Source organism: Niallia sp. HCP3S3_B10, from assembly GCF_052064465.1.
In the GTDB taxonomy this organism is placed as follows: domain Bacteria; phylum Bacillota; class Bacilli; order Bacillales; family Cytobacillaceae; genus Niallia; species Niallia hominis.
Genome location: NZ_JBQHVO010000058.1, coordinates 19,484 through 33,476, shown reverse-complemented (window position 1 = coordinate 33,476; position 13,993 = coordinate 19,484). Strand labels below are relative to the sequence as shown.

Annotated in this window: 13 protein-coding genes and 1 riboswitch; of the genes, 6 read left to right on the top strand and 7 right to left on the bottom strand. The window is 33.9% G+C overall.

The window, feature by feature from the left end:
• Positions 1-272: 272 nt before the first annotated feature.
• A riboswitch (cyclic di-GMP riboswitch) is annotated at positions 273-356 on the top strand.
• A 538-nt stretch (positions 357-894) separates the two neighbouring features.
• From ACTNDN_RS19695 to ACTNDN_RS19685, 3 genes are all read left to right on the top strand, one after another.
• The gene (locus ACTNDN_RS19695; protein WP_349205404.1) at positions 895-1,626 is read left to right on the top strand and encodes a LytR/AlgR family response regulator transcription factor; all 732 of its coding nucleotides are present in this window, start codon (positions 895-897) and stop codon (positions 1,624-1,626) included.
• Between the two features lie 266 nt (positions 1,627-1,892).
• Positions 1,893-2,609: an EAL domain-containing protein gene (locus ACTNDN_RS19690; RefSeq protein ID WP_031539876.1), complete on the top strand. Its 717-nt coding sequence runs from the start codon at positions 1,893-1,895 to the stop codon at positions 2,607-2,609.
• Between the two features lie 313 nt (positions 2,610-2,922).
• Positions 2,923-3,636 carry a LytR/AlgR family response regulator transcription factor gene (locus ACTNDN_RS19685; RefSeq protein WP_441131916.1) on the top strand — a complete coding sequence of 238 codons (714 nt, stop codon included), beginning with the start codon at positions 2,923-2,925 and terminating at the stop codon, positions 3,634-3,636.
• Positions 3,637-3,775: 139 nt separating this feature from the next.
• On the opposite strand, the gene ACTNDN_RS19680 is transcribed toward ACTNDN_RS19685, so the two are convergent.
• On the bottom strand, positions 3,776-3,889 hold the full coding sequence (locus ACTNDN_RS19680; RefSeq protein WP_235252286.1) for a helix-turn-helix domain-containing protein: 114 nt from the start codon (positions 3,887-3,889) through the stop codon (positions 3,776-3,778).
• 62 nt (positions 3,890-3,951) lie between these two features.
• Here ACTNDN_RS19680 and ACTNDN_RS19675 point away from each other — a divergent pair, with 62 nt between their 5' ends.
• On the top strand, positions 3,952-4,266 hold the full coding sequence (locus tag ACTNDN_RS19675) for an MFS transporter (RefSeq protein WP_235252287.1): 315 nt from the start codon (positions 3,952-3,954) through the stop codon (positions 4,264-4,266).
• Positions 4,267-4,508: 242 nt separating this feature from the next.
• Here ACTNDN_RS19675 and ACTNDN_RS19670 read toward each other — a convergent pair whose 3' ends face one another.
• Positions 4,509-5,525 carry a FecCD family ABC transporter permease gene (locus ACTNDN_RS19670; protein ID WP_235252288.1) on the bottom strand — a complete coding sequence of 339 codons (1,017 nt, stop codon included), beginning with the start codon at positions 5,523-5,525 and terminating at the stop codon, positions 4,509-4,511.
• A complete protein-coding gene (locus tag ACTNDN_RS19665; RefSeq protein WP_031539882.1) occupies positions 5,525-6,562 on the bottom strand; it encodes a FecCD family ABC transporter permease in 1,038 nt (345 codons plus the stop codon). Before ACTNDN_RS19665 ends, ACTNDN_RS19670 begins: the two co-directional genes overlap by 1 nt.
• A 179-nt stretch (positions 6,563-6,741) precedes the next feature.
• On the opposite strand from ACTNDN_RS19665, the gene ACTNDN_RS19660 reads away from it, so the two are divergent.
• On the top strand, positions 6,742-7,701 hold the full coding sequence (locus tag ACTNDN_RS19660; protein WP_441131915.1) for an iron-hydroxamate ABC transporter substrate-binding protein: 960 nt from the start codon (positions 6,742-6,744) through the stop codon (positions 7,699-7,701).
• A gap of 131 nt (positions 7,702-7,832) precedes the next feature.
• Here the strand turns inward: ACTNDN_RS19660 and ACTNDN_RS19655 are convergent, their stop codons facing one another.
• The gene (locus ACTNDN_RS19655) at positions 7,833-8,744 is read right to left on the bottom strand and encodes a helix-turn-helix domain-containing protein (protein ID WP_109768518.1); all 912 of its coding nucleotides are present in this window, start codon (positions 8,742-8,744) and stop codon (positions 7,833-7,835) included.
• 139 nt (positions 8,745-8,883) lie between these two features.
• On the opposite strand from ACTNDN_RS19655, the gene ACTNDN_RS19650 reads away from it, so the two are divergent.
• Positions 8,884-10,146: a glycoside hydrolase family 27 protein gene (locus ACTNDN_RS19650; protein WP_235252291.1), complete on the top strand. Its 1,263-nt coding sequence runs from the start codon at positions 8,884-8,886 to the stop codon at positions 10,144-10,146.
• A 254-nt stretch (positions 10,147-10,400) separates the two neighbouring features.
• Here the strand turns inward: ACTNDN_RS19650 and ACTNDN_RS19645 are convergent, their stop codons facing one another.
• From ACTNDN_RS19645 to ACTNDN_RS19635, 3 genes are all read right to left on the bottom strand, one after another.
• Positions 10,401-11,267, bottom strand: coding sequence for a metal-dependent hydrolase (locus ACTNDN_RS19645; RefSeq protein ID WP_109768520.1), 867 nt, complete (start codon positions 11,265-11,267; stop codon positions 10,401-10,403).
• A 192-nt stretch (positions 11,268-11,459) separates the two neighbouring features.
• Positions 11,460-12,092 carry a hypothetical protein gene (locus ACTNDN_RS19640; protein WP_235252293.1) on the bottom strand — a complete coding sequence of 211 codons (633 nt, stop codon included), beginning with the start codon at positions 12,090-12,092 and terminating at the stop codon, positions 11,460-11,462.
• Positions 12,093-13,025: 933 nt separating this feature from the next.
• Entirely contained in the window at positions 13,026-13,868 is an 843-nt protein-coding gene (locus tag ACTNDN_RS19635; protein ID WP_441131912.1) for a hypothetical protein, read from the bottom strand.
• Between the last annotated feature and the right edge of the window lie 125 nt (positions 13,869-13,993).

Sequence of the window (13,993 nt, the reverse complement as noted above, 5' to 3'; positions counted from 1 at the left end):
AGAAAGCGTTAACAATAGAGATAGCAAACACACTGAAAAAGAGAGAAATTCCGACGATAAAAAATTTCTCCCACAAATACTTGACTCAAACAGATAGATTGATTGATTTGTTATATTTTGAAGAATGATGGATAATATTTCTAATAGAATGTTGACATGTGATTACTTCGAAAATTTTCCTTCATTTACAAAAAATATCAAAATTTGTTGAATCTAAATTCTTTTCTTCATCCATATTTTTATAATAAAATAGTACAAAGAATATAAAATAGTCAGTATAAAGGCAAACTTTCCTGAAAAGGAGGGACGCAAAGTCACAGATCTAAGGCAACAGCTATGATGGCTGGATTACCAGATTATTGGAATGGAGATGAGGAAATGAAATTTGGTGCTATTATTTGTTTTTTTAAAAGACACCATAAATTTAGCTATTACTCCAATAAATGTGTACGATGCGGAAAAAAAAGAAAAGTTTAAATGTTGAATCAGCTATTGGATAATATTTTTTGACAGAGCAAGACTCTATATGGGTCTGGCTCTTTTTATATTAAATAGAACTTGCAAAAACAAATGGTATTAGTTTTTGTGTAAGGAGGTTTATCCAATGAGTACTATTCATCACAAGTTTTTATATCAATTAACTTTTTTGTCAAAGATTTTCCCGGTAAACTGCTTTTCATGAAGAAAAGTATGGAGAAAGGCATTTAAGGCATTTAACTGGTTCAAAGTAAAGGAAGATGATAAAATAGTTCAGTCACTTAACTAAATGCAAGGAATACGTTATATTAATATTAGCTAAATTATTCACAAAAGTAAAAGATAAAAAAAGGATGCTCGTCTCATTTGATGTAGCATTTTGCTAGTACAATGCTGCACTTTATGAAGGGAGAAATTATGTCAATAAGGACGATTATAGCTGATGAAGACAACCGAATGAAAGCATGTATTCGTTATTATCTAAAGGCTTATAAACAAATAGAAGTCATTGATGAATGTAACAATGGAATGGAGTTAGTGGATAAGCTTTTGCAGTGGCAGCCAGATTTAGTTATTACAGAAATAGATTTACCATTATTAAATGGACTTGAAGTGATGAAACGATGTAGTGTACAAAATTTGGATATTCCTTTTATTTTTCTTGCAGATTCTGAAGAATTTGCATTTTCTGCATTTGAATTAGGAGCAACGGACTATCTTGTAAAACCAATAAAGAAATCCCGATTATATAAAGCAACTGAAAAAGCCAAGCGAAAAATAGCTTGGAAAAATAAGAATAAGGAACTGGTTTCTTTTAATAATTTACCAGTTAAATTTAGTAAAGGGATGCATTATATAAAAAAGGAGGACATTCTTTTTATTGAGAAGATAGAAAGGAAATCTTATATATACACAACGGATAAAGTATTTGAAACACAGGAAAACATCGGTGATTTGCTATATCAATTAAATGACACCTTTCTGCTATCACATCGTTCTTATATTATTAATCTAGAAAAAGTAGCCGAGGTTCGTTCTTCCAAAGAATCTTTTATCGCATCTTTTAATGGGGTAGAAAGAGGTGCGAAGATATCAAAGCTAAAAATTAATGAAGTAAAAAGAAGAATGGGCATACAATTAAAAATGTAATTCCTTTTGCCTATTAAATAGGAATCGAATCTAGTTATAGTATGACAAATCGTGGACGTTTATGTCGAAAAATAGGATATTTTGCAGAAGGTTTAAAATGTTGATTATCCTGTTTAAAAAGTACTTAATGGATTCCAAAATGGCTCTATTTATGTCTGAAATGCTACATATTAAATAGACAATTAATGACAAAGTAGGTAAATTTACAGATAGGATAGAAAAATGGAAATAATCATGATTTTTGCCCTATTTTGGAGGAAACCTACGTGGATGAAATAACCGTATTAAAGGATAAAAACTATTATCATGTGTATCAACCGATCTGGAATATTAAAGAGTGGGAAATAATTGGATATGAATCATTATTTCGAATTGCAAATGATCAAGAAATGTCGATTGAAACATTTTTTGAAGAGGCGAGAGAAGAAAATCATCTATTTGAATTAGATACCTTTCTAATCCATAATACAATTGAAAACTTCCAATCTCTTTCACTAAGAAGAAAAAGGCCCCTATTTGTAAATATTTTTCCATCTACCATTTTAAATAAAGAATTTAAAATGTTTGTTTCAACATTAATAAGGAATTTTCCAACGATGAAAGGAAAGATAGTCTTTGAAATAAATGAAACCATTTTAGAAAGAGCATTATGGGATATGCCATTATTTAAGGAAGGACTCTCGATTCTAAAGGCTAATCAGTTTCAAATAGCTATTGATGACTTTGGAAAAGGAGTGGCAAATTTCCAAAGTATTATGGAGATAACTCCTGACATTATTAAAATAGATCGCTATTTTTCAAATAATTTAGCATTTTCACCGGAAAAGCAAAAATTCATTAATCATTTATTAGATATTGCAGATGGAAAGACGAAAATTATCTTGGAAGGAATTGAAGAAGAAACAGATCTAGCAATGACAAAGGTGTTAAGGGTTCCTTTTGCACAAGGTTTTTTGTTGGGGAAACCAGAAATTCTTGTTTAATATACTGGTTTAGAAATAAACAGAAGAATGATCCGACTATCAACTAGCCAATTTAGTGGATGGAACAAAAGAAAATATTATATTATATATGGGAGAAACTAGCGATTTATTCTATCGTCATTGGAAAAGTTACAAAATTAGTTATAATTCATTTAGTGGATTTACAAGAGAGGAGGATTGGAAACGCATCCTGTTTCTTGTGAATTGGAATAAGGATTTATGATGTAAAGATGGTTTGCTCCATTAGTAATTCCTTACCTATACATTAAGTACAAGATGAATGGGAAGTGTTCTTTTATAGAAAGGAGAGAGAATGGAAACGCTAACGATAGCGGTAGCTGATAAGGATTCCGATATAATTGTTTCTATAAGGGAATCTATTGCTATACATTCTAATTTTGAAATAATAGGTGAAACAAAAACTGGTGAAGATTTAGTAGAATTGATTTTTTTAAAACAACCGAATGTAGTTATTGTCGACTATGACTTGCCATCCATCCATTCCACTCTTTTTAACAGCGAATATAAAGAGTTTCTTCCCGCTTTTCAACTAATCCTAATAGGAAGGGATAAGAGCCTTGCAATAGAAGCATTTAATTACTCAGCAGTTGGTTATTTACCAAAACCAATTGACTTTCCGAGATTATTTTCCTGCTTGTATAAAGTAAAAGACTTTCTTTCTATGAATATACAGAATGCAACGGATAATAGAATCCTGATTAAATTAAATAATGGTTTTGTTTACATACAGTTGGAAGATATATTATTCATAGAAATAATAGCAAGGAAAACGATCATACATACAGTCAAGAATATGTATGAAACAACTGATACCCTTCAATCCTTTGTAGACCGATTGCCATGGTATTTTTACCGTACCCATCGCTCCTTCCTGATAAACCTAAAAAAAGTCGAACGCATCGAATTATTTGGTGAATCCTACCTAAGCTATTTCAAAGGAACCAATAAGTCAGCAGGCATTTCAAAATTAAAAATCCGCAAAGTTCATGCGCTTTTGATTAGGTAAGGGTTAGGATATCCACAGAGAGACGGTTCTACTGAGGAACGTTGTTCAACTAATCCCTTCTAATATATATTTTCTTCTACGACGTTGAAATAAGTGATCCAAACTATGTAAAAGGTCAAAAGATTTGGATAAATAGTTCTTACAAAAGACGTCCCTCTATCTCCCCGCCTTTGCGGAATTTGGAAGGTGTGTATTTTTTTTGGCGTTTAAACATTTTGATGAAATAGCTTGGGGTGTCAAAGCCAACTTCCATTGAGATATCGATAATTTTTCTATCAGTTTGGAACCGGATTCATCTTAGGATTAATTTCCGTGATGCTAGCAGATACTGTAGACCTTGGTGAGTGGAAAAATAATGTGCGCGCAGCAGGACTGTTAACATCTGCATCGAGCTTTGGTACTAAATTTGGCATGGAAATAGGCGGTGCTATAACTGCAGCAGTCCTTTCTGCAAGTGGTTATGTTGCTAATCAACAACAAACAGCGACCTCTCTACATGCCATAGAATTTAACTTTATATGGCTACCAGCAATATGTAGTACTCTAGCCATTATCGCACTACTATTTTATAAATTTGACAAACAAGAACAACAAATTATCCGTGAACTACAGAAAAAGAGAGGGGCTTGAGGTGTAAAAAAGGACGAATCTAACTCTAGAAACTCCAGAGGATTCCATAAAGCATGTAGTATCGATCAAAAAATGCCTCACTCCATGGTAGGATAAAGTTGGTTTCCCGACCACAATATCTCACCAAGGAAGGAGGCATATCCTATAAAGGACAAAAATAGTATAACATATTCAACGTGTAATGATAACGACCTCTAGTATTTGCACCAAACTTTAATTTTTCCAAAAAGAGTTAATAACTATTACTCCTTAATAAGAAGATAGATAAAATAAGGTGCTCCTAAGCAGGAGAGCACAAGGCCGACAGGGATTTCTGAGCCAACCATTAGGCTTTTTGCGATTATATCTGATGTTAATAAGAGAAGGGCTCCTATTAAAGCTGCAACTGGCAGGAGACGTTGGTTTTTTGGGCCAACCAGCATTCTTGCTAAATGTGGGGCAAGGAGTCCTAAAAAGGATATCCCACCACCAACAGAAACACAAGCGCCTGAAAGTCCTACAGCAATTAGTAAAAGTAATCCTCGTTCTCTTTCAATGGATACACCAAGCCCTTTGGCGAGAGTATCTCCTAGCTGCAATAAATTGATGGATTGAAATTTACTTATAGCAATCGGAACAAGAATTAGTATCCAAGGTAAAAGAGCAAGAACATAGCTCCAACTAGCACTCCATATACTCCCCGATAGCCAAATAGTCGCTTGCGTAAAATCGCGAGGATCCATCATCAATTGAAAAATAATAATCAAGGCACCAAATGTAGCGTTAATTCCTATACCAACCAAAACTAATCGAACTGGTGTAACCCCATCCTTCCAAGCGATAACATAAATTAATGCAGCAGCAATTAATGCTCCAACAAGGGCGAAAAATGGCATAATATAAACAGATAAAGGTCCTGATTGAAAAACACTTCCTTGAATAAAGAAGATATAAAGAATAACGGCAAAACCGGCTCCAGAATTAATACCTATAATCCCTGGATCCGCTAAACTATTTCTCGATACTCCTTGCAAAATTGCCCCAGCAATAGCCATTCCGATTCCAATTAAAATCGCGATTACTGATCGGGGTAGCCTAAAATTATATAAAATATTAAAAGTTTGGGTGGAGCCTTTGCCTGTAAAGGCCTCGATAATCTCAATCGGACTAATTTTAATCGTGCCGATATTTAGACTAAGAAAGAATACGCAAATAATCGCCACAATAAGAATCGTACTAACGATAAATAATTTAGTCTTACTTGATTTGGAAGAAAGCATTATAGACCTCTCCCTTCTCGACGTGCTAAATAAAGAAAGAAAGGAACTCCAATTATTGCGGTGATTGCCCCTAAAGGTGTTTCAAAAGGTGGGTGAACCAAACGGGCGACTACATCGGACAATACTAATAGAAGAGCACCTACAACTGCAGAACAAGGAATGATTAATCGATAATCTGATCCTACAATAAAACGAACGATATGGGGGACAACAAGTCCAACAAACCCGATGGTTCCGCCGACTGCAACGGCAGCTCCAGTTAAAAGCAAGACTACAATGGTGCCTAATAGCTTTACAAAACCGACCTTTTGCCCTAAACCAGAAGCAACGTCCTCTCCTAAGCTTAAGATTGTAATCGATTTGCTAATGAAAAACGCCAAGATCAATCCTATAATTGCTACAGGGATAAGCAATTGGACATTAATCCATTGTACTCCTGCCACTCCTCCTGCATACCAAAAACTAATATCTTTTGCGACATCAAAACGAAGGGCAATTCCTGTTGAAATAGACCCAAGAAGTGCACTAATGGCTGTACCTGCAAGAGCTAATTTCATAGGCGTTAATCCTCTTTTTGAAAGAGCACCAATTAAAAAAACTAAGGCTGCGCCTAAACCTGCACCGACAAAAGCAAATAGCATAATAACCGTATTTGAAACAACAGGGATAAAGGCAAATGCGATAGATACCGTGAACATAGCACCAGAAGTAACCCCCATAATAGAAGGGGAAGCAAGTGCGTTTCTCGTCATCCCTTGCATGATTGCACCAGAAACAGCAAGACTTGCACCGATAAAAGTGGCTGCAAGTGCTCTCGGTAAACGCAAACGATAAATGATTTGATGGGCAGTTGAAGTGCTATCAAAATGAAAAATTCCTTGTAAAACGGTTGATAGATTAATGTCTGCTACGCCTAAAATAATGGACAAGCAAATAGAAATTAAAAGGAAAAGGATGCCGATTACGAGAACTAATGCTGCAGATTTTGGTCTATATATTGTCGCTTTGTCACTTTCTAAAGAATGGCTTTTAGTCATGAAGAACCCACTTTCCGATAAATAGAGATAATAAAATATGTAAATTGTTGAATAATAAATAACTGTGGTAAACTTATCAACTAATTTTACTATAAAATTAGTTGGAAATCGATGTTAATATTGAAAGTGATAATCGTTTTCAATTATAATCAAGTTATAACCAATTAGGAGGATACATAATGAAAAATCGCAACATGAAATCAATATTATTTATTTGTTTACTACTGGTTTTCACTGTTCTAGCAGCATGTGGAAATAATAATAGTCAAGAAGAAAATGACAATACAGAGAACGGATCTTCGGAACGTACACTAACTGACGCGATTGGAAATGAAGTGACGGTTCCAGCAGAGCCTAAAAGTATTATCGGCTCCTATTTGGAAGATGATTTAGTAGCATTAGGTGTGACACCTGTAGCTCAATGGTCTATTCAAGAAGGTAATGGAGTTCAAGATTACCTACAAGAATACTTAAAGGAAGTTCCAACAATTGACTCAACTCTACCATATGAAGCAGTATCTAGCTTTACGCCTGATTTAGTATTAATGTCTTCCGCATCAGCAGTGGAAGGGGCGAAATATGATCAATATGCGAAGATTGCTCCAACGTATGTAGTTGCCAAAGAAAATAATAATGATTGGCGCACAAGATTACAAACAATTGGTGAAGTTGTAGGGAAAAAAGAAGAAGCAGAGAAGGTATTATCAGACTATAACCAAAAAGCTGAAGAGGCAAAAACAAAAATTCAAGAATCCATAAAGGATGAATCAGCTGCAGCAATCTGGCTTGTTTCTAATCAATTATTTATTGTTGGAGAAAATGTATCTAGTGGCGCTGTACTATATGGAGATTTGGGATTGAAGGTACCAGAAGTAGTAAAAGAAATTTCAGCTACTGCTACAGGTAACTGGTCCACCATTTCATTAGAAAAATTAGCACAACTTGATGCAGATCACTTATTCTTAATTAACAGTGACGGAGAAGGAGCAGAATTACTTAAAGATTCCTTATGGTCTAATATCCCGGCTGTGAAAAATGGAAATATCTACGAATATGGACCAGATACAAGCTGGCTATACTCTGGACCAATTGCTAATACGCAAATTATTGACGATGTTGTCGAAAGCTTAGTGAAATAAGAAGAGAGATGAGACAGTTCCGATAATAATCTTTTCTCTTAATAAAAACAGTAGAAAAGCGACCAGGCTATTTCTACTGTTTTTATTTTGTGATGATTTAAACTCAAATATATTTTTAGATGATTCATTTCCTACTTCATTTTAGACAATAACCAGTTGTTATTACCATCTAATCTTAATTGACCGTTAATGGTTGAACTTTCAATAGTCTGTCCATGAAGCTTTCTGTAATCTCGAGGAGACATAGAAAAATGTTTCTCAAAAGTATTGCTGAAATACTGTCTGCTATTAAAACCAGCTTGAAAGGCGATTTCCGTTATCCTTTTATTTGAGTTGATTAGTAAAAAGCAGGCTCGTTCAAGTCTTTTTTTAGATATAAATTCATTAATAGAATAGCCTGTATAATCTTTGAAAAGCTTGTGGAGATAAGACTTATTAATCCCCACTTCTTCGGCTATTTTAGGAACATTGAGGTCGTCTTCTAAATTAGCATGAATGAATGTAATTGCCTTATTAATGTAGCGCATTCCTTTTGCATTATTATCTATGGTAAGTGCGTGAAATAGCTCCAGTATCATTCTTTGAAAGAGAATATTTGTTAAAAAAGTAAATTCAGATGTTTTAGCATGAGTATTGGTCATGAGATTAATTAAATCTTTAATAGCATAGCCTAAACTTCGAGAATCGTTCGATACTATACATATTGGCTTTGTTAATGAAATTTCTTTATATGATTCAGAGGCATTCTTTAGTGGCTCTAAATCAAAGTCACTAACCTCAGATCCAATTGAGAACTCAATATTTAGTACAGTACAGGGTTGGGTAACTAATAATTTATGAGGAATGAAGGAATCAAGGAAAATAAACTCCTTTTCCTTTAATAAAAATGTTTGATCATTTACTGTTATTTCACAACTACCAGTTGTTACATACATAATTTCGCAGGAAGAATGCTGATGTGTGTCCATATTAAAACTTGATAAATTAAGAGCATAAAATGCAGTCAGTCTTGCGTAACGACAATCTTTTCTATAGATACTCATATGATCACCTTTCTAAATAAAAAATGCGACAATATCTTTCTTTTAGCGTTTATTTAAAAAATAGGTTAAGCCTTTTTTCTTCTATTATAATATCATTGTTAATGAAATCGTTATCAAAATATTTTGGGGTGAAAAACATATGACATTTTTAGATTTTGCTAAGACTCCGCCTATGGGCTGGAATAGTTGGGATTGTTATGGTGCTTCTGTTAGAGAAGAAGAAGTGAGAGAACATGCTTTATTTATGAGCAAGCATTTGAAACCGTTTGGGTGGGAGTATATCGTAGTTGATATCCAATGGGCAGAGCCAGAAGCTAAATCGACTAAGTATAATCAATTTTTCCCGTTAAATATGGACGAATATTCAAGGTTAATTCCTGCAGAGAATCGATTTCCTTCCTCTAAGCAGGGTCAGGGCTTTAAGGCTTTAGGGGAATATATTCATCAATTAGGATTGAAATTTGGGATTCATATCATGCGTGGAATTCCTCGGCAAGCTGTTCATCAAAATACTGCTATTAAGGGAACAGATAAACGGGCTAGAGATATTGCCATGAACAATATTTGTCCTTGGAACTCGGATATGTATGGGGTTAACGTTGATTTGCCAGAAGGACAGCTTTATTATGACTCTTTAATGGAGCTTTATGCCTCTTGGGGAGTGGATTTCATTAAAGTGGATGATATTGCTTATTCAAGATTATATGATGATGCCCATAAAAAAGAGATCGCGGCTATTCGTAAAGCAATAGACAAAACAAAACGACCGATTGTTCTTTCTTTATCACCTGGTCCAGCACAAGTAAAAAATGGAACATTTTTGCAAGATCATGCTAATATGTGGAGATTAACGGATGACTTTTGGGATCACTGGGATGCTTTATATTGTATGTTTGATCGAGCAGCAGAGTGGGTTTCCTATGTTCGAAAAGGAAATTGGCCAGATTGTGATATGTTGCCATTAGGTCATATTGGGATTCGTGCTGTTGATGGAGGCGGGGGAGATAACTGGACAAGGTTTACAAAGGACGAACAGTATTTGTTAATGAGTTTATGGACCATTTTTCAATCTCCATTAATGTATGGAGGAACATTGCCAGATATTGATGGTTTTACTTTAAGCTTATTTACAAATGAAGAAGTATTAAATATGTATCATACCTTAAATTATCGTCGACAAATTTATCGTGATGATAATTGGGTTGTTTGGGAAGGGCGTAGTGACAAAGAGGAATACGTCGCTTTCTTTAATATAGGTGAGGCTAATCTGGATATCCCCAGAGATTTATCTGATAGATTTATAGGGGAGAGTAAAGTAGTGCGAGATTTGTGGGGAAAAAAAGATATTCGATTGGAAGAACAAATAGTAAACGCTCATGGAGCACTATTAATTAGAAAATAAGAAACAGATAAAAAGCCTCAAAGTTATAGACAAAGGGAATCAGAATGAAAGAGCTGTCCCTTTTTTTTGCATTCTGATAATTTGATAGATGTTGATTCAGCAGTTCTTGTATACGTCAATAATATTTTAATTATTTTGATATATTTTTAATAGAAGCATAATAATGGTAAAATCAGATCAATCAGTGAGGAACTCGGAACTTCTATTACTGATTGGTCTTTGGGCAGAAAACAATGTCAGAGAGAAAAAAGAAACTACTTTTCCAAATACTCCCCTAAAAAAGATTCACCGTTACGGTAAAATCGTGGGTCATATATACCAATTCTATTATTATCCTCTACTACTACAACAAATGGTGACCATTGATATAGAGTAGCTGCAGCAGGATTTTCTGCAAATAACAAATCAAGATCAACATTATTGCTAGAGGTAATTCGCTCCACAAATTCAGCATTTGATAGAAGAGAATCATTAATTATATCTACTGTATCACCATTTTTGCCAACAATAGTAAAGTGCCATGGGATAAAGCTGGCGGAAAGTGCTAGATCTTGATAATCTTCTTGATAATATTTGTATAAAATAGAGCCTTGTATAGATTGAAGGGCGATATGGAGCACAATTAATATCCAACCGATGCGGAATAATAGATGTGTCTTTACTTTTGGATAAATCTTAGTCGCGACAAAAGCAAGTAAAAAGATAAACCAGATAACTAAATCAACGATTGGAATTGTTCCAAAGGTTAGTCGAACAGTAGAAAAGGGTTCAAGGTAGCCTGTTCCCCATGCATTAAACACATCACTAGTATTATGGATGAATACGGCAAGAAGTGCGATAAAGAACGATTGGATTCCTTTGATTTTAAAAATATAACGATTGATGATGTAAAACAATAATGCCCATATTGGAGCTAGAAAAACAGAGTGCGTAATTCCTCTATGCCACATTTGGTATTGACCAGTGGTATCCCATAGTTGTGAAATAACGTCAATATCAGGAATTTGACTTGCTCCTATGGAGGTAAGGAGAAGAGCATATTTTTCTTTTTTACTCATTTGTTCCTTATTAACACTTTGGTAAATTCCGACACCGAATAAAGTATGTGTGATAGTATCCATATTTCCCCCGTTTTAAAATGAAAGTAGCTTTTTTATAGTAAAATAGTATCTTTGCTTTTTTTCCTGTTAATAATCTCTTTTGCTAATGAAAATTCGAGGAAGATTGGTGGGAAATTAATTGTCCATAGAGGTCTGATTGGATTACCTACCCATCATTGAGATTAAAGGTCCCTCCACTGATGGGTAGGTTTTTTATAGTTTTTCTAATATTTCAATATATAGCTCATTTTTAGTGGATGTACCCTCATTCATTTTGACTAGATGATACATCACAATAATAAAAAAGAATAACCACGTAAATAGTTTTACAATAAAATCGAATGTTTCATTTCCCATTACTTCTGTGTTAAATAGTCCCGGATTTTGAATAAGGTATAAAAGGATTCCACTAAATATCGTAGAAAAGATAGCCATAAAGGTAGTGTTAAGAGTGACCGCGTTTCTTTGTGCCTTGAAGTATGCTAGTAATAGTTCTCTTTTTTCCTTATCAATTTTTGTAAATGTCTCTTGGATAAGCTCGAGATTATCGATTAGATTAAACTTTGGCTTGATGTCCTTAAAAAGACTTTGTTCTAGCCTCTTATCCCCAATTCCTCCATTATCCATCCATTCTAAAAGGCTTTTATAATGCTTTTTTTTCCAACTAGTTTCTCTATTAGAGAGTAAATGTAAAAAGCTATCTAATAGAAAAATAATAAAAATGGAAAGTAAAATCGAGAAAATGCCTTTGGCAGCGGATTGATTTAACATTTCTGCTGCACCAATTATTGCCAATCCTGAAAATAATACAATAAATATAAAAGTAGCCCATAATATTCTGTTCATTAGATCATCACCAATACATATATGTAATTTAAGTAATATTTAACTTTATTTCCATTATAGCAATTAATTGGATGGAAACATAGGAAGGTTATTCTACTTTTTATAGAAGAACGAGAAAGTACTGTCTTATATTATTGGAAGGCTATAGTGACGGGGAACTATTATTGATTCTTTGGAAGAGTTGTTAACTTTATTGGGTATTTACTGGTAAGAAGAAAAATGAATTTATACATAAGAGTAAAAGGCTGGGATAAAACAAAATATAGAATGGTTAAAGTCGAACAATCTCTATATAAATAATGGCTAATTTTAGATATTTAGATATGGTTATTTTTGTTTAAAAAAACAAGTCGAGAAACCAATTCGTTCCATTGCGAAACAGACACTAGATGAGTAGAGGAGCAACCTAAGCATTCTCGACTAAAAGGAGACCACTGAAAAACTGCAATATCATTATAATTGTTGGTGGCTGACTTTTAAATTTAGGTATTTCATTTGTTTTCCGAGGCGACAGCTCGCTTTCCATGGGGCGAGCGCCGAGCCGCTTCGTCACTGCGTTCCTGCAGGGTCTCGGACTTTCTCGCTGCTCCCATAGGAGTCGAGCTATCGCCTCTCCAAACCAACTTAATATTTGCTCTCATATAAATAAATCCTTATTTAATTTGGAAAATCTATACTTTTTCAGTGACCTCCATAGTCGCAATAAGGAGTCATAAAACGGCTTGAAAGTTGATATTCCAATAATTTCAAGTGGGAGGCATAAGGGACGCCCTATGGAAAGTGAAGTGCATTCTGTTTGCAGGTGATATCCTAAAATCGTCTTTTCTTAATAATTTATAAACGCAAACAATTATAGGGATTTTTATTAACATCTCCGTATAATTGTTCTCGGGTTTATATTCATTTTGAATCTTATTTCCTAACCCATACATTTTAAGATACGAAATTAGATACAGTTGAATCGTTAATAAAAATTGTAGCATTGTAGAGTGCTAGATTTGATGATAGGTTCTCTCTATTCTTATCTAGAATTCTTTCAATATCGTTTCTCCAGTAATGCTTTAGAAGATCTTTATACTTCATTGCCTTTTGAATAAGTTTCCACTGGGCATCTATTGCTAGCTCAAAAAAGTCATCAAGTTGAATTAACCATTTTATTTTTTCAAGTTTATCCGTAGTTAGTCGGTTTGGATGGCGAGTTTTTAATACAGCTTGTTTAAATAAATTGTATTGAATACAGGAGCTAAGAGGAAGTCTCCGAATTTTTTCTAGATTAATAAAGCTTCCATGATTCTTTTTTGCTAGCTGAATAATATCCTTTGGAATATCAGGATGTATGAAATAAGATTTTACAAGAGATTCACTAATTCCTAGTTTGTTGGCAATTGTTTTAGTAGATTTATTTTGATCTATTAATTCTGCGATTAATTGATGTTTATCCATCCATTTGGTGACCTGGTGATGGAACATTCTTTTGAGTAATGTTATTTTTTGTTCGGTTGTATCAGTATAATTGCGAATAATACAAGGGATGTAGCTAGAAGTTTTTTTGTTATTCATTAGAGATTTGTATGCTAGATATTCTGGATATCCTCCTACTAGCCAATAAAAATTTTCTACTGGATCTTTTTCGAGAATCATATAACTAGTTAAGGAATCACCAGCATTAAGAATGCGTACTAGCTTATTTAATTTACTTTTTGAAATTTCTTCTAAATAAATAGGTTGTATTGAAGTAAATTGCACGTTGTCCAGAAGAATCCCATCAACTTGCATTCGCATCCCTCCATGTATTTTCTAACAATATATGTAATCTGAAGTTTGTCTTAGTACGAAAGAGTAATTATTCATGAATGTAAGAAGAGAAGGATAGCTGAATTAATATAGAATCATCTAAATCT

Bases quoted from the DNA above. Each gene is read 5' to 3' on its own strand.
- ACTNDN_RS19675 (WP_235252287.1), top strand. From the start codon at position 3,952: ATGCTAGCAGATACTGTAGACCTTGGTGAGTGGAAAAATAATGTGCGC.
- ACTNDN_RS19695 (WP_349205404.1), top strand. From the start codon at position 895: ATGTCAATAAGGACGATTATAGCTGATGAAGACAACCGAATGAAAGCA.
- ACTNDN_RS19680 (WP_235252286.1), bottom strand. From the start codon at position 3,889: ATGGAAGTTGGCTTTGACACCCCAAGCTATTTCATCAAAATGTTTAAA.
- ACTNDN_RS19655 (WP_109768518.1), bottom strand. From the start codon at position 8,744: ATGAGTATCTATAGAAAAGATTGTCGTTACGCAAGACTGACTGCATTT.
- ACTNDN_RS19685 (WP_441131916.1), top strand. From the start codon at position 2,923: ATGGAAACGCTAACGATAGCGGTAGCTGATAAGGATTCCGATATAATT.
- ACTNDN_RS19650 (WP_235252291.1), top strand. From the start codon at position 8,884: ATGACATTTTTAGATTTTGCTAAGACTCCGCCTATGGGCTGGAATAGT.
- ACTNDN_RS19635 (WP_441131912.1), bottom strand. From the start codon at position 13,868: ATGCAAGTTGATGGGATTCTTCTGGACAACGTGCAATTTACTTCAATA.
- ACTNDN_RS19665 (WP_031539882.1), bottom strand. From the start codon at position 6,562: ATGACTAAAAGCCATTCTTTAGAAAGTGACAAAGCGACAATATATAGA.
- ACTNDN_RS19660 (WP_441131915.1), top strand. From the start codon at position 6,742: ATGAAAAATCGCAACATGAAATCAATATTATTTATTTGTTTACTACTG.
- ACTNDN_RS19640 (WP_235252293.1), bottom strand. From the start codon at position 12,092: ATGAACAGAATATTATGGGCTACTTTTATATTTATTGTATTATTTTCA.
- ACTNDN_RS19645 (WP_109768520.1), bottom strand. From the start codon at position 11,267: ATGGATACTATCACACATACTTTATTCGGTGTCGGAATTTACCAAAGT.
- ACTNDN_RS19670 (WP_235252288.1), bottom strand. From the start codon at position 5,525: ATGCTTTCTTCCAAATCAAGTAAGACTAAATTATTTATCGTTAGTACG.